The following is a 19655-nucleotide window of genomic DNA, read 5'->3' as shown; positions in this document are numbered from 1 at the left end:
GGACTAGGTAAACGACACAAAAAACGCACCATCATGAAGCATTCTGAGCGCGACCAAAGAGTCAGCAAATGAATGCATGCCGCACCCTTTCTACTGCCCTGACATCAATTACAAAATATAGGGAAAACACCATGACTCCGCTCCGATCACTCGTCGCCGCGCTGCTCCTGCCTTTGTGCGCCACCGCCGTCCAGGCCCAGGAATGGAAAGAAATCCGTTTCGGCGTGTTCCCCGAGTACCCACCCTTTGAATCCGTGGCCGCCGACGGCAGCCTGCAAGGTTTCGACATTGAGCTGGGCAACGCTATCTGCGCTAAGCTTGAAGTCAAGTGCACCTGGGTCCACAACGAGTTCGACGGCATGATCCCGGCGCTGCGTGCGCGCAAGTTCGACGCCATCATGTCCTCCATGGCCGTGACCCCGGCCCGGCAAAAACAGATCGACTTCAGCGATCGCCTGTTCCTCAGCCCCACCTCGGTGATCACCCGCAAGGGCGCCGGTTTCGGCGACACCCCCGAATCCCTCAAGGGCAAACAGGTCGGCGTGCTCCAGGGCTCGCTGCAGGAAGCCTATGCCCGCGCCCACCTGGCCAAGCTCGGTGCCCAGGTCAAGGCATACCAGTCCCAGGACCAGAACTATGCCGACCTGCAAAACGGCCGCCTCGACGCGACGCTGACCGACAAGCTCGAAGCCCAGCTCAACTTCCTGTCCAAGCCTGAAGGCGCCGACTACCAATCCGGCCCGGCCTTCAAGGACCCGACCTTGCCGCTGGACATTGCCATGGGCCTGCGCAAGAACGACCAGGAACTGCTGGCGCTGATCAACAAGGGCATCGCAGCCATCCAGGCCGATGGCACTTACGCGCTGATCCAGAAGAAGTACTTCGGTGACGAAGATATCTATCACGAGTAATCCCCCGCCCTATCCCCTGTAGGAGCCGGCTTGCCAGCGCTGGCGGTGCGATAAACACCGCCATTTGCGGCAGGTTCCTACCGGTTCTATCGAGACTTTCCCGTGAATGAACTCCTCAACCTGCAAGGCTTCGGCCCGCTGTTGGCCCAGGGTGCCTGGATGACCATCAAGCTGGCGTTCCTCGCGCTGGTCCTGAGCCTGAGCCTGGGCCTGATCGCCGCCGGTGCCAAGCTGTCCAGCCATAAACTGTTGCGCATCCCCGCCACCCTCTACACCACCTTGATCCGCAGCGTGCCGGACCTGGTGCTGATCCTGCTGATCTTCTACAGCCTGCAACTGTGGCTCAATGACTTGACCGAGATGCTTGGCTGGAACTACTTCGAAATTGATCCCTTCACCGCCGGTGTGATCACCCTGGGTTTTATCTACGGTGCGTATTTCACCGAAAACTTTCGCGGCGCGATGCTCAGTGTGCCGGTGGGCCAACTGGAAGCAGCGACCGCCTACGGCTTGAGCCGCTGGCAGCGGTTTCGGCTGGTGATGTTCCCGCAATTGATGCGGTTTGCGTTGCCGGGGCTGGGCAATAACTGGCTGGTACTGCTCAAGTCCACGGCGCTGGTGTCGATCATCGGCCTGGCGGACCTGGTCAAGGCCGCGCAGAACGCCGGCAAGACCACCAATGACCCGTTGTACTTCCTGATCCTTGCGGGCCTGGTGTACCTGGTGATCACCACCCTCTCCAACCGCATCTTCAAACGCCTGGAACGGCGCTACAACGTCGGCATCAAAGGGGTGGCGCGATGATCGAACTGATCCAGCAATATGGCCTGGCGTACCTGTGGACCGATGGCTCTGGGTTTTCCGGGGTGGCCATGACCTTGTGGCTGTTTATCGTGTCGGTGATCCTCGGGTTTTTCCTGTCGATCCCCCTGGCAATCGCCCGCGTCAGCGAGCACTTCTGGCTACGCTGGCCGGTGGAGGTGTACACCTACCTGTTTCGCGGCACGCCGCTGTATATCCAGTTGCTGATTTGCTACACCGGCCTGTACAGCCTGGAAGTGGTGCAGGACAACGCCCTGCTCAATCAGTTTTTCCGCAATGCCTTGAACTGCACGCTGCTGGCCTTTGTGCTCAACACCTGCGCCTATACCGTGGAAATCTTCGCCGGGGCCATTCGCAATATTCCCCATGGCGAAATTGAAGCCGCGCGGGCCTACGGCCTGCACGGCTGGCGGATGAACCTGTTCGTGGTGATCCCCGCCGCGCTGCGCCGCGCATTGCCGGCCTACAGCAACGAAATGATCCTGATGCTGCACGCCACGTCCCTGGCATTTACCGCAACCATCGCCGACATCCTCAAGGTGGCCCGTGACGCCAATGCCGAAACGTTCCTCACGTTCCAGGCCTTCGGCATTGCTGCGCTGCTGTACATGCTGCTGTCCTTCGCATTGGTGGGCCTGTTCCGACTGGCCGAACGACGCTGGATGCGCTTTCTTGTCCCGACCCGAGGCTAACCCATGAATCAGTCCGCACAGGCCCTGGCCGCTCATCCCACACACACTGCCGCGCCCCGCCCGAACGTGGTGGCGGCCGGCGCCAACGTCAAACTCAAGGTCGAAGACCTGCATAAAAGCTACGGCGACCACGAAGTGCTCAAGGGGGTTTCACTCAACGCCAGCAAGGGCGATGTGATCAGCCTGATCGGCGCCAGCGGCTCCGGCAAAAGCACCATGCTGCGCTGCATCAATTTCCTCGAACAGCCCGACGCCGGGGTAATCACCCTGGACGGCATCAGCATTGAAATGCGCCAGGGTCGCGCCGGGGTGCAGGCGCCGCACCAGGCACAACTGCAGAACCTGCGCACGCGCCTGGCCATGGTGTTCCAGCACTTCAACCTGTGGAGCCACATGACCGTGCTGGAAAACATCTGCATGGCGCCACGCCGGGTGTTGGGCGTCAGTGCCGCCGAGGCGGAGAAACGCGCGCGGATGTACCTGGATAAAGTCGGCCTGCCGGGCCGGGTCGCCGATCAATACCCGGCGTTTCTCTCCGGTGGTCAGCAACAGCGCGTGGCCATCGCCCGGGCCCTGGCCATGGAGCCGGAGATTATCCTGTTCGATGAACCGACCTCGGCGCTGGATCCGGAGCTTGTAGGAGAAGTCCTCAAAGTCATACAGACGTTGGCCGAGGAAGGTCGTACCATGCTTATGGTCACCCACGAAATGGGCTTTGCCCGGCAAGTCTCCAGCCAGGTGCTGTTCCTGCACCAGGGCCGTGTCGAAGAACAAGGCAGCGCCGAGATTCTCGACCATCCGACCAGCGAACGCTTGCAGCAATTTCTCTCCAACCGCTTGAAGTGAACACAGAATCGACCATGGATACCAAGGCCAACGGACCCCATTCCACCCCAGTGCTGGATCGCATTGATGAAGCCATCATTGATGTCTTGCGCCATCAGGGGCGTATCACCTACGAAAAGCTGTCTTCGCTGGTGCACCTGACGCCCAGGCCCTGCCTGGAGCGGGTGCGCAAGCTGGAGCGGCGCGGGGTGATTCGCGGCTACGGCGCGATCATTGATGTGCAAATGGTCTCGCCGGGGTTGTCCTTGCTGGTACTGGTGGCCTTGTCGAACCAGAGCGGGCGCTCGGCGCAAAAAGCCTTCGAAGCCTGCGTCAAAGCCTGCCCACAGGTGTTCGAGTGCCAATTGATCAGCGGCCCCTTCGACTACAGCCTGCGCATGCGCTGCCGGGACATGGAGCACTACCGCGTGCTGACGGAAACCTGGTTGAACAATGATGAGCTGCACATCGACAAACTGGTGGCCCATCCGGAGCTGGCGGTGGTGAAAAACACCGCGACTGAGTTGGCCTGAACCCCATCGCCTCACACGATGCAGATCAGATGTGGGGGGGTGGACTTGTGTGGGCTTGCCTGTGTGGGAGCTGGCTTGCCTGCGATGCAGACGCCTCGGTCTATCAGCTATACCGAGGTGATGCTATCGCAGGCAAGCCAGCTCCCACACAAGCCAGCCCGCCATATGCTTCCCATATGTTTCCCACATGTTTTAACCGTGCCCGCCTGAAATCCGCTTGCCGGGGCGCTCACCAATCAGCTTCGCCTGCCCATCCCGCTGCTTCCCCGTCCGCGCCTCGCTGATCAACCCCGGTATCAACTTACCCTCCGGCAAATTCTTCCAGAACCGGCTCGGCAGGTGCCCCTCCATGACCTTGGGATTCAACCGCGCCGGGTTGAAGATATGGCTGTAATAGGTCAGCCACATGGCACTGTGTGGATCTTCGACATTCTGCGCCAACTGCTGCCATTGCTCCGGGCACTGGCGTTGATGAATCAACTGCTCACCGTCGTAATACACCCCATCCAGGGGCGTCGCGATCATCCAGCGATGACGGCCCATGCGCCCGACAAAATGCTGGCTGGCACTGTGCAAAATATCGTGGGCCGGTTCGTGCCAGGCCACGTACTCCGGCAACTCCGGCCCCGCCGCCGCCGGCAGCGCGATAAAACGCACAAACGCATGCAGATGGTGGGCCTCACGCCTTACCTGCTTGATCCGCCGTTGCAACTCGCTGCCCAGTTGATCCCCCGCCATCATCGCCGTGCGGTCACCATGGCTGACGCGCCACAGCACTTCATACAACAGGCTCCAGCGCTGCTCACCGTGGTAACAGGCGGCACTTTCCAGCAGCTCCAGCAGCGCCTTGGGAATGCGTGCCTGGAACGGGCCATTGTGCGTGGGGTAGTGTTCATCGGTGGCAAACAGGTCCGCCACTTCCACTTCGCCCCAACTGACATGGCTGGGGTCGATCTGATGGCTGAGCAGCCAGCGCGCCTGCTCGCGCCAGGTACTGAACAGGTTGTCGCATTCCAGGCTGATCATCCCCATAACCCCATCTGTTGCGGTTGCGGGCGGTCGCGCAGTTGCTCGCGCAGCAGCACGCTGGTGCTTTCCGCCTGCTGGGGGTGGTAGTCGCTGGTGATGAAGAACGGCTTGGCCTTGGTCAACACGCAGCGCATACGCGCCAGGTCTTCAAAACGGATCTTGCGTTGCCGGCGCAGCTCCACCAGGCGTTCGGTGGTACGCAGGCCAATCCCCGGGATACGCGCGATCAACGTCGCCTCGGCACGGTTCAGGTCCAGCGGGAACACCTCGCGATGCTCCAGGGCCCAGGCCAGCTTCGGGTCGATATCCAGCGCCAGATCCCCCGGCCCCGCGAACAGTTCGTTGGCGCGGAAGCCATAACTGCGCAGCAGGAAATCGGCCTGGTACAAACGGTGCTCGCGCATCAGCGGCGGCGCCGCCAGGGGCACGCTTTTCGGGCTATTGGGAATCGGGCTGAACGCCGAGTAGTACACCCGGCGCAACTTGAAGTTGCCATACAGCGCCTCGGCACCGTGCAGGATGGTGCTGTCGTCGGTGTCATCGGCGCCGACAATCATCTGCGTGCTTTGCCCGGCCGGGGCGAACCGCGGTGCCCGGGGCTCGTTGAGCACGGTTTGCTCGCCGGTGAAAATCGTCTGCATCGCCTGCTTGATCGAACCGATCTGTTTCTCCGGCGCGAGGATCTGCAGGCTTTTATCGGTGGGCAACTCAATGTTCACGCTCAAGCGATCGGCATATCGCCCGGCCTCGGCAATCAATGCAGGATCCGCTTCGGGGATGGTCTTGAGGTGGATATAACCGCGAAAGTCATGCTCCTCACGCAGCAACTTGGCGACCCGCACCAGTTGCTCCATGGTGTAGTCCGCCGAACGAATGATCCCCGAACTGAGAAACAGCCCGCTGACGCAATTACGCCGGTAGAAGTCCAGGGTCAGGCTCACCACCTCCTCCGGGTTGAACCGCGCACGGGGCACGTCACTGGAGCGGCGGTTGACACAGTATTGGCAGTCGTAGAGGCAGAAATTGGTCAGCAGCACCTTGAGCAACGACACACAGCGCCCATCGGGTGTGTAGCTGTGGCAGATGCCCATGCCATCGCTCGAACCCAGCCCGGCCTTGCCCTCGGAGGTGCGCTTGGGCGCCCCGCTGCTGGCGCAAGACGCGTCGTACTTGGCCGCATCGGCGAGGATGCTGAGTTTTTCGATCAACTGCATGGCGGGCCACCGGATACTGTATTTTTGTACAGTATCAGCAGCGATACCCGGCATTCAAGGAGAGATCGGCGAACGGTAGAACAAATAGTTGTGGGAGCTGCCGACGTTTTTTCAAACATATCAAGAACAGTTGAGCGACCCCGAGCCTTCAATCGTCGCGCGTCAGCACTTCCAACAACTCAATCTCGAAATGCAGATTGCTATGGGGCTGGATATGCGCGCCCATCGCCCGCTCGCCATACGCCAGATGCGCCGGCACAAACAGCTTGCGCACGCCGCCGACCTTCATCCCCATCAAGCCCCGGTCCCACCCCTTGATCACACGCCCGGTGCCAATCACACACTGGAACGGCTTGCCCCGCTCCCAGGACGAATCAAACACCGTACCGTCTTCCAGGGTGCCGGTGTATTGAGTGGTGATCAGCGCCCCCTTGACCACGGCTTTACCGTCGCCTTGGCGGATGTCGGTGATTTGTAGTTCTTCGTTGCTCATGGGGGATCTCGTTGGGTTCAACAGATTCGGGTTTTCCCAGAATCAGCGGTTTTTGGCAAGCATCGGAATAGTCGGACCTCACAACCACCGCCAAAACCGCCCCCAGAACCCCCGCTCCAGATCCGCCTTGCACCCTGCATACTGGCGCGCATACAGATCGGAACGGGCCTTGACCTTGCCGGCTACCGGCAACAGCCACGCCTTGCTGGCATAGGTGCGATTCCGGTAGCCGCCCCAGCCTTCGTGGTAGTTGAGGTACTGGCCATAGGCGTCGTATTTGTATACGCCGTTGATGCTGGCGGTCTTGTCCATGTACCAGCCGACAAAGTCGATCGCGTCGTCGAAGTCCTGGCGGCTGGCCCAGTTGCGGCCGGTGCTTTTCTGGTAGTCGCCCCACACTTCATCCTTGGCCTGGGCGTAGCCGGCAGCGGTGCTGACGCGGCCCCAGGGGATGATCCACAGCAGGTATTTGCGCGGAGTCTTGGCGTTCTGCCGGAAGCCCGATTCCTGATACATGATGGCGAACGGCACCTGGATCGGCACACCCCAGCGCTTCTGGGTGACTTTGGCTGCGTCGTACCAGTCGTCCTTTTCGCGGAAGATGCCGCAGATGTCGTCAGGGGTGCGTGGCGGCGAGGTACCGCACGCCGCCAACAGGGTGGTGAATAGCAGGAGGGCTGTGGTTTTTACCGGGGTCAAAAGCATACCTTTGCGTGAGCGCGAAAAAAGCAGACAGTTTACGCGCTCACGCAAGGTGTTGCGGTTACGAATCAGTGGGCCTTGATCAAGCCACGGGCACTTTGCGGGTCGAAATGGCCAGGCGACCGATGCCAAAGCTCAATGCGGCACCCAGTACCAACATCAACAAGGTGCTCCACGCCGCGCGGGACAGTTGCTTGGCCGCCACTTCACCGGCCTCGCGGGCCTTTTGTTCGGCCTGAGCCTTGAGTTCTTCGACTTTCTGCACGGCCTGCTGATAGGCCTGGGCATAGTTCTCGACAATCTGGCTGGCCTCGGCCTGGCTCTTGCCAGTACGGGCGGCGACGATGTTCACCAGCGCCTCTTTGTCGGCCGCATTCAACGCCGGCTCACCAGAGGCTTTGACGCGCTCGAACCATTGCTTGAGTTCGCTCGCGGCCTGGGCCGGGTTGGTGGCGGCATCAGTGGCCGATTGCTGACCGTCTGCCGCTGCCTGGTTAGCTGTTTGCTCGACGTTAGCCGGATCCAGTTCAGCCTTGCCGCTTTGCTTGAGCAAGGTGTCGAGTTCGCCCTGCAGGCTATCCCAATCCAGGCTGATGCCCTTTTCGTCCAACTGCTGCTTGACGCTGTCGCTGATGCCGGGGGCCACGGCGGCAATGCCGCTACCGGCCGCCGACAGGCCTTTGCCTACGACATTGCCCGCGGCGCCGACCACGCTGGTGGCCAATGCCGCCAGCAGCCACGTGGTGAGCAAGGTGGTGATGGTCCAGCTCAGGACACCATGCAAGCCGCCACGATCCGGGGCTGTGCGGCCGGCGACAAAGGCGCCCACGCCAATCGCCAACAGCGTGGACACAAACAGCCAGATCCCGGCGCCAGTGCCAAAGCCGCTCAACGGGTTGCCTGCCGCCATGGGGTCGACCGCACTGGCGCCGATGGCGGTGCCCAGTACGCTGAGTACCAGGTAGGTCACCAGGGCAATTGCACTGCCGGCCAGTACCGAGCCCCAGGACACACGAAAAGGCGAGCGATGGGTTTCATAGAGGGGGGTCATAATCGTTCCTTGGACAAATGAGTAGACCTTCAGTTTGTCCAGGCCGACGCCTGCGGTCTCGGCACAAATGCACTAGGACGACTGGTGCATTCGCACCCCGTCAAGCTGAATCGGTCTGCACTATGCTCAAGGCCAGTTGTCGTACTCCACACAAGCCAGACACGCCCTGTTGCAGGCGCCGATGTCGTTATGTAGCCATTTTGGAGAAACCATGAGCCAGGCCGTTCTCGCCCAAGAAACCAATCGCCGCCAATTGCAGCAGATCATTTCCGGACTGTCCGATGGGGTGATTCTCGCCGAGATCGACCAGAGCATTCTCTGGGCCAACGAAGCCGCGCTGGCCATGCATGGCCTGGATGACATTGCCGGGCTCGGCGCCAACACCGCCGAATACGCCGAGCGCTTTGCCCTGCGCTACCGCAACAATCACCCGCTGCCCCTGGAAGCCTATCCGCTGAGCCGGGTGGCAAACGGCGAAGAGTTCAGTGATGTGGTGGTCGAAGTCACGCCCAGCGCCGACACCGACCGCACCTGGGTCCACCGCCTGCGCAGCCTGGCGCTCACCGACAGCGCCGGCAAGCCGGAACTGCTGGTGCTGATTTTGAGCGATGCCACCGAATGGGCCAGCGCCGAGCAGCGCTTTGAAAAGACCTTCAACGCCAACCCGGCGCCGGCGGTGATCTGCCGCTTGAGCGATCTGCGCTATATCAAGGTCAACCAGGGCTTCCTGGAGATGACTGGCTACAACCGCGACCAGGTGATCGGCCGTTCTGTGTACGAACTGGACGTGCTGGAACAGGCCGAGCGCAAGGAGCTGGCAATCCAGCGCCTGGGCGAAGGCGCGACCATCCCGCAGATGCAAGCCGAGCTGAAACTGCCCGAAGGCGGCAGCAAGCTGGTAATTGTCGCCGGCCAGCCGCTGGATATGAACGATGAGGAATGCATGCTGTTTTCCTTCACTGACCTAGAGCCCCGGCGCAAGGCCGAAACCGCCCTGCGCCAGAGCGAGGAGCGGTTTGCCAAGTCCTTCCGACTGACGCCGGTGCCGACCCTGGTGTGCGACGCGGACAATCAGCAGGTGGTGGACGTCAACGACGCGTTCATGAGCGTCACCGGCTACACCAGCGAAGAGTTGATTGGGAAGTCCATCAGCGATATCGACTTCATCGACAGCAAGGAGGCCTGCACGCAGTTGTTCGCCACTCTGGAAAAAGCCGGCAACCTCGACGGCCAGGACCTGAAAATCCGCAAAAAAGGCAATGAGGTGATTGATTGCGTGGTGTCGGCCGACACCGTGAGCATCCAGGACACGACCTGTTACCTGCTGGTGATGATGAATATCACCGAGCGCAAACGCTCGGAGCTGGAGTTGGTGTCGGCTATCGAGGAAGTGATGAAGGACGCGTCCTGGTTCAGCCAGACCCTGATCGAAAAACTGGCCAACGCCAAGAGCGTCAACAGCCCCAACCTGACGACCATCGCCTTTACCGACCTGACCGCCCGCGAGCGGGATGTGCTGGGGCTGATTTGCGAAGGCCTGGCCGACAAGGAAATCGCCTCGCGCTTGAAGCTGGCACCCAATACCGTGCGCAATCATGTGGCCACGGTGTACTCCAAGCTCAACGTGCACAGCCGCAGCGCCGCCATCGTCTGGGCCAGGGAACGCGGGTTGTTTGCCGGGGAACGGCGGGCAAAAAGTGCGAAATAAGGTGCAAATGCACTAGGGCGACCAGTGCAAATTCGCCTTATTGCCGGGCGATGGGCTGCTTAACCTTGAAGGGTAGGCACAGGGTTTGATGCCCTGTGTCATGGCGAGTTTTTTGCCCTTGAAGGAGGCAGCATGAACAGTGAACAAGTCACCGGCCGCGTGAAAAAAGCCGTGGGCAAGGCTCAGGACTTTCTCGGCGAAATGACCGACGACGAACAACTGCAGGCCCAGGGCGTAGCGCGCCAGGCGGCCGGCCAATTGCAACAGACCTATGGCGATGCGCTGGACACTGTTGGTGACTTTGCCCAGCGCAAGCCCCTGGCCACCGTGGCGATCGTTGCTGGCGTGGGCCTGGTGCTGGGCCTGTTGCTGCGTCGTCGTTGATGGGGGCTGGCATGTTTACCCTGGCCCAACTGCGTAATTGCATCGAAGAAGCCCTGTTGCCGCTGACCTGCGAATTCACCCTGTGCCGCGACTCGTCACTGACCTTGAAAGTGTTTGACGCCCAGAGCGGCCGCGTGGACCTGGTGGTCACCGGGATCAGCGTCAACAAACTCAAGACCCCGGAGGACGTCGCAACGATGGTCGAGGAACTGCGCTACGAATTGCACAGCAACACCGTGGGCGGCGCGCTCTCCATCTGACAACACCCCCTCTGTAGGGACGCCTACCCCTGTGGGAGCGGGCTTGCCCGCGATGGCGGTGAGACAGCCAACAGTGACTTGACTGACCCACCGCCATCGCGAGCAAGCTCGCTCCCACAGGGGCGCAGCTCCGCTGCTTTGGCCTTGTCTACAGCGGGCGTGGCTTCAACGATGCCCCTATAAAGTAGAACAGCCCCCCGGCCACGATAAACCCCGCCAACATGTAGAACATGTAGTGCGCCGGCAGGCTGGCCAGCACCAGGCCGCACAACACCGGCCCCAGTGCGGCGCCGAGGTTGGAGAGGTTTTGCGCACCGTAGTACATGCCGCGCAGGTGGTCAGGGGCGATGCGGTCGATAAACATGTATTCGGCGGGAAACACGATGATCTCCCCCACGGTGAAGATCGCCATCGACACCACCCACCACCACACGCTGGTGGACAGCGCAAAACCCATCACCCCGAGCATGAACATGCCCAGCCCGAAGATCAGCCAGCGGCTCAGGTGACGGTGGCTGATCTGCCGACCGATCACGTATTGCAGGGCGATGACCAGCAGGGCGTTGGTGGTCAGGATGGCGCTGATCACGGTGTAGGTGTATTCGGCGTCCGAGGTGGTCACCAGGTACTGCGACAGGTAGGCGGTGAACTGCCCGAATACCACGGCACTGAGCAGGCCGCCGAGGGTGAAGCACACCAGGCGATGATCGCGCAGCAATACCCGGCCCACCGCCAGGAACGGCACCGGTTTTTGCGCGGCGTCCACCGTGGCCAGGCTGCGGTCGCCCCAGCGCCAGTACAGCAGGAAGAACCCCATCCCCAGCAGCACCGACAAGACAAACGGCAAGCTCATATCGACCTTGGCCACCATCGCCCCCAGAAACGGCCCTACCGCGTAGCCGATATTGGTCAGGGTGTACTTGATGGAAAACACTTCGCTGCGCGCATCGACCGGCAACAGGCTGGCAAAGCCGGCCTTGACCGCGACATCGATCACCGCATACGCCAAGTTGATCAGGATCAGGCAACTGTAGAAAAGCCATAGCTCGCGAGCCAGCAAGGTGCCGACGAATCCCAGGACGAACAGCAGGCTCAGGCCCAGCAACAGCCGGTAGCTATTGACCCGGTCCACGAGGAAACCGCCGTACACGCTCAACAGGGAACCGACGATCAACGAGCTGCCGATCACCAGGCCCACTTGGCTGATGCCCAGGGCGAAGTGACTGGACAGGTAGATCACCATGTACGGAAAGGTGATCGCCTTGGCCAGGGTCAGTACCAGCGTGGCCGATAGCAGCAGGTTTACGCTGCGGGGGTAGTTTTTTATTGTTTTCAGCATCCTGCTCTCGTTTCCTGAAAAGAGTCGTAGCACACGCCATGACGGGCGCATTGCGCAGCTACCTTACCTCAGGATGAGCAGCAAAAAAGACTGTTTTATGCATTCGTGCATGCAATTTTTAAATGCGCGCAGCGAAGGGGGGAAAAGCGGCATCAGCCCGTTTCCCCCCACACCCGTTATTTGGCAGGGGTGATGTCGAGGATGGTGCCATTGGTGATTTTCACCAGCACATAACGATCATTGATCCGCGCCCACTGGCTGTCGTCGTGGGGCGGTTTCAGGCCGCGCTTTTTCCAGTCGCCCAGGGCCGACTCCTTGCGCACCAGGATATCCGGCGCACGGTCTCCGACTTTCAAGTCTCGGGTGTTGATGTTCGAAGGCTCCACGGTTTTCTGCGGATTGTCCTCGGCTTGCACGGTAACGCTGGCGGTGGACAGGCTGGCGGCAACCAGCAGGCTGGCAATCAGGGACGTTGCTTTCATGGGTATTCCTTCAGTAAATAATGCGTACCCAGGTTCCGACAGCAGGGCCCTGCAATCATTCACCGGCAATACAGCCACGGGTATCGGTGCCTGCTAATCTTGCGCCAGCCCTCCATCGAGTCCGATAACAATGAAAACAGCCCTGACCCGAACCAAACTGCTGGCCAGCGCCCTGATCGTGATCGCCGTGATTGGCGGTGCCACTTATTACTTGCTGGACCGCCGCGCCACCCACGGCCTGCTTGACGGTCCCGAATACAGCGAAGCGCAACTCAATGAGGGCGGTGTGGATGGCATCCGGGACCTGCCGTTGCCAGAAGCAAAAAAACGCCTGAATTACCTGATCCTCGATATGCGCGACGGCATCAACCGCATCGCCATGCTCGAAAGCATGCGCCTGGAAATCGGCCCGGCCACCGCTACACCAGGCGAACAGAAAGAGCTGAACTATGAGGAGCCGTTCGTGCCCTTCCCCGCCGCCGAACTGAAGGCGGCATTGACCGACCTCAAGCGTACACCGGGGCAGTTCCAGCAGTTGTTCTTCGACAATGCGTCCGGGCTGAAGCTGGAAGTCGAGGCGATTCGCGAGGTGCTCAAGCGCGGGGCCCTGCCCGATCAGCAGACCGAAGCCAGCTATCGCATCCAGACCCTGTACTTTCGCGACGGCTCGCAGCAGCCGTTCGCCGAGGTGGCGATCAAGGATGAGGACAGTGAGGAGCAAGACCAGGACACCACCCAGGCCGAACTCAAGCTCAACAAGCCCCTGGAACGCATCAGCCTGGCCCTGACGTATCAGGCCTACCCCGGCTTCAATAAAATCGTCCTGGACCGGGCCCACCCGAAAGCCACCGCCGAGGGTGGCGAGGTGTACCAACTGACCCATCTGGGCGACGCCAGCGCCTCCTTGCAACTGGCAACGCCGAAAAACAAATCCTATGTGATCCAGGGCCTGACGGCCGATGGCAAGACCCTGTACAGCGGCGGCAACAGCTCCAATTCCTCGCCCACCGCCGAACAAAAGGCCAACCTGCGGGCCTATTACAACGAACTGCTGCGTATGGAAGACAACTTCGCCGACTTCAAGAGTGCCGCGGCGGTGCAGGATCATCTGGAACAGTTCGCCAGCAACCTGCCCAGCTCCGACAGCGAGCTGAGTAACGTGCAGGCCACCTACCAATTCGAAGACACCCCCGCCAGCATCGTGATTTACGTGCTGGACCCGCTCCAACCCCAAACCCTTGATTGGGACATGCACAACAGCACCACCCCTCGCGAGCGCTACATCGCCTACGACAGCGCCAGCGAAAGCAGCGGTTTTATCGACAGCAAGGGGCAATGGGTGGTCAAGCCGCGCTTCAAGCGCATTGATACCACCGAGATGCCCGGTGTGTACCACATCATGGTCGGCGAAAAATCCTCCGGCGAGGGCTGGAGCGAATTGCAGTTCAAGTACTTTGCCTTTGTACCCGGTACGCAAACGTTGAAAGAACTGCCCTTCGAAATCATAGACAGCGCGGTCAACGACGACCTAATGATTGTCGAGCGTGAAACCAACGGCCCCTATGGGGTCTACGACGTGAAGAAGCTACAGGTCGTGGTGCCCATGAAGTACGTCAACCCCAGTGTGATCGGCAACGTGTTCATCGCCCGCCCTGGCGAGACCACCTATGGCTCGAACTCGTTGTACGGCGCCTGGAGCCTGAGCGGCAAGGAGCTGTTGGCACCGCGCTACTCCGCAATCAACGGCAGCGGCGAGTTTATCTACGCCACCTCCGCCGACCAGAAACAGACCGACGTCTACAACCTGCAGATGAAGAAACTCAACCCACCCGGCGCGACCGTCTTCGGCCAGTTTGTCCAGGGCCAGCCCCTGCTGATCCAGGACCGTGGCAGCCGCAAATACAGCTTTATCAACGAACAGGGCAAGGCGCTGCCTTTGAGCCTGCCATTCGATGACGTCAACCCGTTCTCCAACGGCATGGCGGTGGTGCAAAAGGGCAGCCGCTATGGCGCCATTGATGTACACGGCAAACTGCGCGTGCCCGTGACCTACAGCAAACTCAACCCCTTCCAGAAGAACCTCGCCTCGGCAGAAATGGATGGGTTTGAAGGCTTGGTATTGATCGACAAAAACAACCGCGTGGTGAAAAAACTGGGGTCGTATACCCAGTACAGCTTCCCGTACAACAGTAACGACGCGACCTATAGCATCTGGGATGTGAAAGACGAGAACCGGGTGAATGTGTTTGATGCTGACGGGGTGCAGGTGGACTCCTACCAGCGCGAGTAAGCCATATCTTTCTGACAAGGCAGCTCGATACGGGCGACATCCGCTATGATCAGCGCCTTTAATCCTACAGATAAGGAAATCCAATGTTCGGCGCCGTTTTCTGGGTCATCTTGATCGGTTCTCTAAGTGTGATCGCGCTTTACTTGATCGGTCTCTACAACTCGCTAGTCACTTTGCGAAATCGATTCAAGAACGCGTTCAGCCAGATCGAAGTGCAACTCAAACGGCGCCATGACCTGATCCCCAATCTTGTGGAGACCGCCAAGGCTTACATGAACCATGAGCGCGGCACGCTAGTGGCCGTCACCGAGGCCCGCAACGTCGCCGCCGCCTGCCTCAAGCTCGCGGCAGCAGAACCGGGCAGTGCCCGGTCAATCGTGCAGTTAGGCAAAGATGAGGGGCGACTTAACACTGCAATGGATAACCTGAATGTTTCGCTTGAGGAATATCCTGACCTGCAAGCATCAGAAATAATGATGCAACTGAACGATGAAATGACCAGTACCGAAGACCGCATCGCGTATGCACGGCAGTTTTTCAACGACGCGGTGATGGAATACAACATCTTCCGCCAGCAATTCCCGACGATCTTGATGGCCGATGCCGTCGGACATGGCTCGGACGCTACCTTGCTGGTGTTTGAAGACAGCAAGCAGATTCAAAACGCCCCAACCGTATCCTTTACCTGATTCCAGCCACGGATGGCCGCATGAATTTTTTTGCGCACCAGGATCGAGCTCGGCGCGGTTCCAGGTATTACACGCTGCTGACCTCGGTCATCGTGCTCGGCCCGGCACTGCTATGGGGCCTATCGACCGAGACGATCGACGACGTGGGCTGGGCCGAAATCTGTGTGGCGATGCTTCTCTTCATCTCGGTAAGTTACTGGTTCCTAAACCGCAAGCTGAAGGACGGCGGCAGCGCCATTGCCGAACAATACGGCGGGTATCTGATCAGCCTGGATCCCCATGAGAATGATCGCTGGCTGTTGGATATTGTCGAGGAAATGGCCATCGCCTCCGGCAGCCCGGTGCCCATGGTTTACCTGCTTGATGCCGATGGCATCAACGCCTTTGCCGCCGGACGCACCCCGCAGGACTCGGTCATGGGTGTGACCTATGGCGCCGCAGCCATTCTCGACCGTGAAGAAATGCAAGGCGTTATCGCCCATTTGTTCAGCGCGATTCACAGCAACGACATGCGTCTTGATACACGGATGAAAGGGGTACACTTAGGTTCCGGCCTGTTGGTTTTAATCATCGGTTTGAGCTCCGCATCCTTGCTCCCCGTTGGTCTGGGCTGGATCTTCCTTATGTTCCTTGCCATGTCCCGCGTCCGTCGCCAGCGAAAGTACCTGGCCGACGCCGCCGCTGCGCAATTCACACGTAACCCGCAGAGCGTAGCAAGCGCCCTGAGGAAAATTGGCGGGCATGAATACGGCGCACTCATTGGATATCGTGACAAGGAAGATTGCCCTCAGATGTTTTTCGCAACGCCGTTCAAAAATCTCGAACAACGCCTGGACTCACCTTACCCTCCTCTGGAAAAGCGCATCTGGCGCCTTGATCCCGACTGGGATGGCGAATACCCCGAGGTTCCATGATTGGAATCCCCGAGGTGAGATGCAGGATGCCGGAAGGGCTTGAAACACCCGCGCTTTAAACTGACGGGGTTCCACCATTGCCGGCGTGAAATATTTCCTGTAAGTTTTCATGAAATTTCTCGACATAAATTTCATGACACCACAAGAAGAACTTGCCGCCCTGGCGACCCTGATCCACGATCTGCGCAAGCATAAGAAACTCACCCTCACTCAATTGGCACAAAAGATCGAGCGTTCGGTAGGTTTCCTGTCCCAGGTCGAGCGGGGTCTGTCGCGACCTACCGTGGCGGACCTGACTGCCATCAGCCATGCCCTCGATGTGCCCACCACTTATTTCTACAGCGTGCCCAAACCCAAGGCGGTGGATTGGGTCACCCGCCCCAACGAGCGGCGCACGGTGTATTACGCCAACGGCATCACCGACATCCTCGTCTCCCCCAGCATGCAGGGGGCGTTTTCGATCCTCGACAGCCTGCTCGAACCCGGCGCCAACAGTGGCGAGCAGACCATGAGCGACCGCGCCGAGCAGGCCGGTTATGTACTCGAAGGCCACCTGACCCTGTGGGTCGAAGGCGAGGCCGACGCGGTGACTCTCGGCCCGGGCGACAGCTTTCACCTCGCCAGTTTTGCCCACTGCCGCTACGGCAACCTGACCGACCTGCCGGCACGCGTGCTGTGGGTCTACAACTAAGGCACACCAAGGAGCGTCACCCGTGAAAAGCCATTCCTCCACGTTACTGGCCGAAGTACGGACCTTTCGCCAGAACCATCCGGATGTACGTTATGTCGACCTGATCGCCCTGGATATCCCAGGGCGTTTCTACGGCAAGCGCTACCCGATTGAAATGTTGGAAAAAGTCGCCGCCGGCAGCCCCCTGAAGTTGCCGCAGAACGCCGTGCTGCTGGGCGCCCAGGGCGGTCTGTTCAAGATTGGCGACTACTGCTTCCATGACGGCGACCCCGACGCCAACCGCCGCCTGGTGCCCGGCACGCTCAAGCCGGTGAGCTGGGAAGCCCAGCCTCTGGGGCAAATGCTGATCACCTCCGACGGCACCGAGGCCCCCATCGAATTCGAACCCCGTGAAGTCCTGGCCAAAGTCCTCGAGCGCCTGCACCGCAAGGGCATTCACCCGGTGGTGGCGTTTGAGCTGGAGTTCTACCTGTTCGATAAAAAGCTCAACGACGGCCTGCCGCAATTTGCCCGGGACCCGTTGAGCGACGACCCCGATGACCAACCGACCCTGCATATCGAGCGGCTGTCGCGTTTTGCGCCGGTGCTCGATGATATGGTGCAGACCGCCCAGGCCCAGGGGATCGACATTACGGTGATCACTGCCGAACTGGGCCCCGGCCAGTTTGAAATCAACTTTGGTCACCTCGACGATGGCCTGCGCGCCGCCGACTGGGCCGCCCTGTTCTGCCGCAGTACCCGTGGCGTGGCGCTCAAGCATGGCTATCGCGCCAGTTTCATGGCCAAGCCCTACCTGCAACATCCGGGCAGTGGCATGCATGTGCATGTGAGCCTGTATGACGCCGCCGGCAACAACCTGCTGGCGGCGCACCAGCAACAGCCGTTGCGCCACGCGGTGGCGGGTTGCCTGGCACTGCTGCCGCACTGCATGCCGATTTTCTCGCCCAACCACAACGCCTTCCGCCGCCTGGGCGGCACGGTCAATGCGGCCACCAAGGCCTGCTGGGGTTATGAGGACCGGGACGCCTGCGTGCGCATTCCCGAGTCCGACCCGCGCAACCTGCGGATCGAACATCGGTTGGCCAGTGCCGACGCCAACCCGTACCTGGTGCTGGCGGCGATCCTGGTCGGGCTGGAGCACGGCCTGGACGCCGCACAGGAGCCTATCGCACCGCTGAACGAAGACCGCACCAGCGGCCATGACTTCCCCCTGGAAATGCTCGAGGCGGTGCGCGCCATGCAGCAACAACCGATCCTGCGCGAGGGCTTGGGGGCGGAGTTTGTCGACGTCTATTGCGAAAACAAACGCCAGGATCACCTGGCCTTCCAGCAGGAGATCAATGCGCGGGAATATCGCTGGTACCTGTAGATACCGAGCACCCTGCATATTCCTTGTGGGAGCTGGCTCCCACATTTTGAGCTTCGCGGCCTTGAGTAAGGTGCTACTTTGAAAAAGCCCGACCATCGCCCTCTCCTGCGGATTGCCCATGACCGACCAAAGCGCCCCTGCCCTCAAGGAAATCTTCAACGTCGAACGCCTGCAACACATCGCCGATGAGATGAGCGCGGTGTACCCGCCCTTCGATGCCCAGGGCTTTCTCAAGCACGCCAAGCGTGACCTGGCCGGGTTGTCGGTCATGCAGCGCATGGCCCGGGTCAGTGAAAGCTTGCACGCGGTGATGCCCCTGGACTACCCGCAAACCCTCGAACATTTGTATGCCCTGGCCCCGCGCCTGAACAGTGGTTTTGTCAGCCTGTTCCTCGGGCATTATGTGGCCAGCTATGGCCTGGATGATTTCCAGCGATCAATGGCGGCGCTCAAGTACTTCACCACATTTGGCTCTGCCGAATTTGCTGTGCGGGCCTTTCTGCTCAAGGATTTCCAACGCACCCTGGCGGTGATGCAGCAGTGGTCGCTGGATGACAACGAGCACGTACGCCGCCTCGCCAGCGAGGGCTCGCGGCCGAGGTTGCCATGGTCGTTTCGCCTGGCCCAGGTGCAGGCCGATCCGCGCCTGTGCGCGTCGATCCTGGAGAACCTCAAGGCCGACAGCAGTCTGTATGTACGCAAGTCTGTGGCCAACCACCTCAATGACATCACCAAGGACCATCCGGATTGGGTGCTGGATGTCATCGAAAGCTGGTCCCTGGACAACCCCCACACCGCCTGGATCGCCCGCCACGCCCTGCGCAGCCTGATCAAACAAGGCAATACCCGCGCGCTGACGATCATGGGGGCCGGGGCGCGGGCCGAGGTGAAAATCCACCAGTTCAAGGTCGAGCCCCCGGTGATTCGCCTGGGTGAGCGGATCAACCTGTCGTTCAGCCTCGAATCCACCACCAGCGCCCCACAAAAACTGGTGGTGGACTACGCCATCGACTATGTAAAAAGCGCAGGCCATAGCGCCGCCAAAGTGTTCAAGCTCAAGGCTTTTACCCTCGGCGCGGGTGAACGGCATACGCTGCTGCGTGGCCAACATATCCGCGATATGACCACGCGCAAGCACTACCCCGGCCGGCATACGGTGCATGTGCTGGTGAACGGCGAACGCCTGGCCAGCAGCGACTTCGAGCTGCTCGACTGACCACTTTTACCAAGACGAAGGCTCTATCTCGGGCCTTTCAG

General features: G+C 60.3%; 21 protein-coding genes. 14 read left to right on the top strand and 7 right to left on the bottom strand.

The annotated features are described in order from the left end of the window. Positions 1–131: 131 nt before the first annotated feature. The 5 genes from PSFL_RS06835 (at position 132) to PSFL_RS06815 (ending at position 3783) form a co-directional block, all read left to right on the top strand. Positions 132–911 (top strand): ABC transporter substrate-binding protein, encoded by a 780-nt coding sequence (locus PSFL_RS06835; RefSeq protein WP_057439422.1) that lies wholly within the window; start codon positions 132–134, stop codon positions 909–911. A gap of 102 nt (positions 912–1013) precedes the next feature. Then, entirely contained in the window at positions 1014–1715 is a 702-nt protein-coding gene (locus PSFL_RS06830; protein ID WP_057960092.1) for an ABC transporter permease, read from the top strand. Beyond that, on the top strand, positions 1712–2425 hold the full coding sequence (locus PSFL_RS06825) for an ABC transporter permease (protein ID WP_057439424.1): 714 nt from the start codon (positions 1712–1714) through the stop codon (positions 2423–2425). Before PSFL_RS06830 ends, PSFL_RS06825 begins: the two co-directional genes overlap by 4 nt. A gap of 3 nt (positions 2426–2428) precedes the next feature. After that, a complete protein-coding gene (locus PSFL_RS06820) occupies positions 2429–3271 on the top strand; it encodes an ABC transporter ATP-binding protein (RefSeq protein ID WP_225923795.1) in 843 nt (280 codons plus the stop codon). Between the two features lie 14 nt (positions 3272–3285). Continuing rightward, a complete protein-coding gene (locus tag PSFL_RS06815) occupies positions 3286–3783 on the top strand; it encodes an Lrp/AsnC family transcriptional regulator (protein ID WP_057439425.1) in 498 nt (165 codons plus the stop codon). Positions 3784–3975: 192 nt separating this feature from the next. On the opposite strand, the gene PSFL_RS06810 is transcribed toward PSFL_RS06815, so the two are convergent. From PSFL_RS06810 to PSFL_RS06790, 5 genes are all read right to left on the bottom strand, one after another. Beyond that, the gene (locus PSFL_RS06810) at positions 3976–4809 is read right to left on the bottom strand and encodes a TIGR03915 family putative DNA repair protein (protein WP_057439426.1); all 834 of its coding nucleotides are present in this window, start codon (positions 4807–4809) and stop codon (positions 3976–3978) included. Further along, entirely contained in the window at positions 4806–6026 is a 1221-nt protein-coding gene (locus PSFL_RS06805; RefSeq protein WP_115128533.1) for a putative DNA modification/repair radical SAM protein, read from the bottom strand. The genes PSFL_RS06810 and PSFL_RS06805 overlap by 4 nt, the downstream gene beginning before the upstream one ends. Before the next feature lie 148 nt (positions 6027–6174). Further along, positions 6175–6519 carry an FKBP-type peptidyl-prolyl cis-trans isomerase gene (locus tag PSFL_RS06800; protein WP_057959126.1) on the bottom strand — a complete coding sequence of 115 codons (345 nt, stop codon included), beginning with the start codon at positions 6517–6519 and terminating at the stop codon, positions 6175–6177. A gap of 78 nt (positions 6520–6597) precedes the next feature. Then, positions 6598–7224 carry a hypothetical protein gene (locus tag PSFL_RS06795; protein ID WP_057439431.1) on the bottom strand — a complete coding sequence of 209 codons (627 nt, stop codon included), beginning with the start codon at positions 7222–7224 and terminating at the stop codon, positions 6598–6600. 79 nt (positions 7225–7303) lie between these two features. Continuing rightward, entirely contained in the window at positions 7304–8272 is a 969-nt protein-coding gene (locus PSFL_RS06790; RefSeq protein ID WP_170045450.1) for a hypothetical protein, read from the bottom strand. A 211-nt stretch (positions 8273–8483) separates the two neighbouring features. Between PSFL_RS06790 and PSFL_RS06785 the strand changes: the two genes are divergently transcribed. The 3 genes from PSFL_RS06785 to PSFL_RS06775 all read left to right on the top strand — a co-directional run bounded on the left by PSFL_RS06785 (position 8484) and on the right by PSFL_RS06775 (position 10624). After that, positions 8484–9980, top strand: coding sequence for a PAS domain S-box protein (locus PSFL_RS06785; protein WP_057439433.1), 1497 nt, complete (start codon positions 8484–8486; stop codon positions 9978–9980). Positions 9981–10112: 132 nt separating this feature from the next. Beyond that, the gene (locus PSFL_RS06780; RefSeq protein ID WP_057439434.1) at positions 10113–10364 is read left to right on the top strand and encodes a CsbD family protein; all 252 of its coding nucleotides are present in this window, start codon (positions 10113–10115) and stop codon (positions 10362–10364) included. An 11-nt stretch (positions 10365–10375) separates the two neighbouring features. Then, positions 10376–10624, top strand: coding sequence for a DUF1652 domain-containing protein (locus PSFL_RS06775; protein WP_057439435.1), 249 nt, complete (start codon positions 10376–10378; stop codon positions 10622–10624). A gap of 148 nt (positions 10625–10772) precedes the next feature. On the opposite strand, the gene PSFL_RS06770 is transcribed toward PSFL_RS06775, so the two are convergent. After that, positions 10773–11963: an MFS transporter gene (locus tag PSFL_RS06770; protein ID WP_057959124.1), complete on the bottom strand. Its 1191-nt coding sequence runs from the start codon at positions 11961–11963 to the stop codon at positions 10773–10775. Between the two features lie 176 nt (positions 11964–12139). Beyond that, positions 12140–12445 (bottom strand): RcnB family protein, encoded by a 306-nt coding sequence (locus PSFL_RS06765; RefSeq protein WP_057959123.1) that lies wholly within the window; start codon positions 12443–12445, stop codon positions 12140–12142. 130 nt (positions 12446–12575) lie between these two features. Here PSFL_RS06765 and PSFL_RS06760 point away from each other — a divergent pair, with 130 nt between their 5' ends. The 6 genes from PSFL_RS06760 (at position 12576) to PSFL_RS06735 (ending at position 19614) form a co-directional block, all read left to right on the top strand. Then, complete coding sequence (locus PSFL_RS06760; protein ID WP_170045451.1) at positions 12576–14735, top strand: WG repeat-containing protein; 2160 nt, start codon at positions 12576–12578, stop codon at positions 14733–14735. Positions 14736–14818: 83 nt separating this feature from the next. Next, the gene (locus PSFL_RS06755) at positions 14819–15424 is read left to right on the top strand and encodes a LemA family protein (RefSeq protein WP_057444126.1); all 606 of its coding nucleotides are present in this window, start codon (positions 14819–14821) and stop codon (positions 15422–15424) included. 20 nt (positions 15425–15444) lie between these two features. Further along, a complete protein-coding gene (locus PSFL_RS06750) occupies positions 15445–16338 on the top strand; it encodes a M48 family metalloprotease (RefSeq protein WP_115128537.1) in 894 nt (297 codons plus the stop codon). Positions 16339–16471: 133 nt separating this feature from the next. After that, positions 16472–17029, top strand: a complete 558-nt coding sequence (locus tag PSFL_RS06745; RefSeq protein ID WP_057439438.1) for a helix-turn-helix domain-containing protein — start codon at positions 16472–16474, stop codon at positions 17027–17029. Positions 17030–17051: 22 nt separating this feature from the next. Further along, positions 17052–18398 carry a glutamine synthetase family protein gene (locus PSFL_RS06740; protein WP_170045452.1) on the top strand — a complete coding sequence of 449 codons (1347 nt, stop codon included), beginning with the start codon at positions 17052–17054 and terminating at the stop codon, positions 18396–18398. A gap of 118 nt (positions 18399–18516) precedes the next feature. Beyond that, positions 18517–19614: a DNA alkylation repair protein gene (locus PSFL_RS06735; protein WP_120733544.1), complete on the top strand. Its 1098-nt coding sequence runs from the start codon at positions 18517–18519 to the stop codon at positions 19612–19614. The last annotated feature ends 41 nt before the right edge of the window (positions 19615–19655 follow it).

It is taken from the genome of Pseudomonas sp. DD1, assembly GCF_044510355.1.
GTDB classification, from domain to species: Bacteria; Pseudomonadota; Gammaproteobacteria; order Pseudomonadales; family Pseudomonadaceae; genus Aquipseudomonas; species Aquipseudomonas shahriarae.
This window is presented reverse-complemented; position numbering and strand designations above follow the sequence as displayed.

Coding starts and splice junctions, on each gene's coding strand:
- PSFL_RS06835 (WP_057439422.1), top strand. CDS start 132: ATGACTCCGCTCCGATCACTCGTCGCCGCGCTGCTCCTGCCTTTGTGC.
- PSFL_RS06825 (WP_057439424.1), top strand. CDS start 1,712: ATGATCGAACTGATCCAGCAATATGGCCTGGCGTACCTGTGGACCGAT.
- PSFL_RS06820 (WP_225923795.1), top strand. CDS start 2,429: ATGAATCAGTCCGCACAGGCCCTGGCCGCTCATCCCACACACACTGCC.
- PSFL_RS06815 (WP_057439425.1), top strand. CDS start 3,286: ATGGATACCAAGGCCAACGGACCCCATTCCACCCCAGTGCTGGATCGC.
- PSFL_RS06810 (WP_057439426.1), bottom strand. CDS start 4,809: ATGATCAGCCTGGAATGCGACAACCTGTTCAGTACCTGGCGCGAGCAG.
- PSFL_RS06805 (WP_115128533.1), bottom strand. CDS start 6,026: ATGCAGTTGATCGAAAAACTCAGCATCCTCGCCGATGCGGCCAAGTAC.
- PSFL_RS06800 (WP_057959126.1), bottom strand. CDS start 6,519: ATGAGCAACGAAGAACTACAAATCACCGACATCCGCCAAGGCGACGGT.
- PSFL_RS06795 (WP_057439431.1), bottom strand. CDS start 7,224: ATGCTTTTGACCCCGGTAAAAACCACAGCCCTCCTGCTATTCACCACC.
- PSFL_RS06790 (WP_170045450.1), bottom strand. CDS start 8,272: ATGACCCCCCTCTATGAAACCCATCGCTCGCCTTTTCGTGTGTCCTGG.
- PSFL_RS06785 (WP_057439433.1), top strand. CDS start 8,484: ATGAGCCAGGCCGTTCTCGCCCAAGAAACCAATCGCCGCCAATTGCAG.
- PSFL_RS06780 (WP_057439434.1), top strand. CDS start 10,113: ATGAACAGTGAACAAGTCACCGGCCGCGTGAAAAAAGCCGTGGGCAAG.
- PSFL_RS06775 (WP_057439435.1), top strand. CDS start 10,376: ATGTTTACCCTGGCCCAACTGCGTAATTGCATCGAAGAAGCCCTGTTG.
- PSFL_RS06770 (WP_057959124.1), bottom strand. CDS start 11,963: ATGCTGAAAACAATAAAAAACTACCCCCGCAGCGTAAACCTGCTGCTA.
- PSFL_RS06765 (WP_057959123.1), bottom strand. CDS start 12,445: ATGAAAGCAACGTCCCTGATTGCCAGCCTGCTGGTTGCCGCCAGCCTG.
- PSFL_RS06760 (WP_170045451.1), top strand. CDS start 12,576: ATGAAAACAGCCCTGACCCGAACCAAACTGCTGGCCAGCGCCCTGATC.
- PSFL_RS06755 (WP_057444126.1), top strand. CDS start 14,819: ATGTTCGGCGCCGTTTTCTGGGTCATCTTGATCGGTTCTCTAAGTGTG.
- PSFL_RS06750 (WP_115128537.1), top strand. CDS start 15,445: ATGAATTTTTTTGCGCACCAGGATCGAGCTCGGCGCGGTTCCAGGTAT.
- PSFL_RS06745 (WP_057439438.1), top strand. CDS start 16,472: ATGACACCACAAGAAGAACTTGCCGCCCTGGCGACCCTGATCCACGAT.
- PSFL_RS06735 (WP_120733544.1), top strand. CDS start 18,517: ATGACCGACCAAAGCGCCCCTGCCCTCAAGGAAATCTTCAACGTCGAA.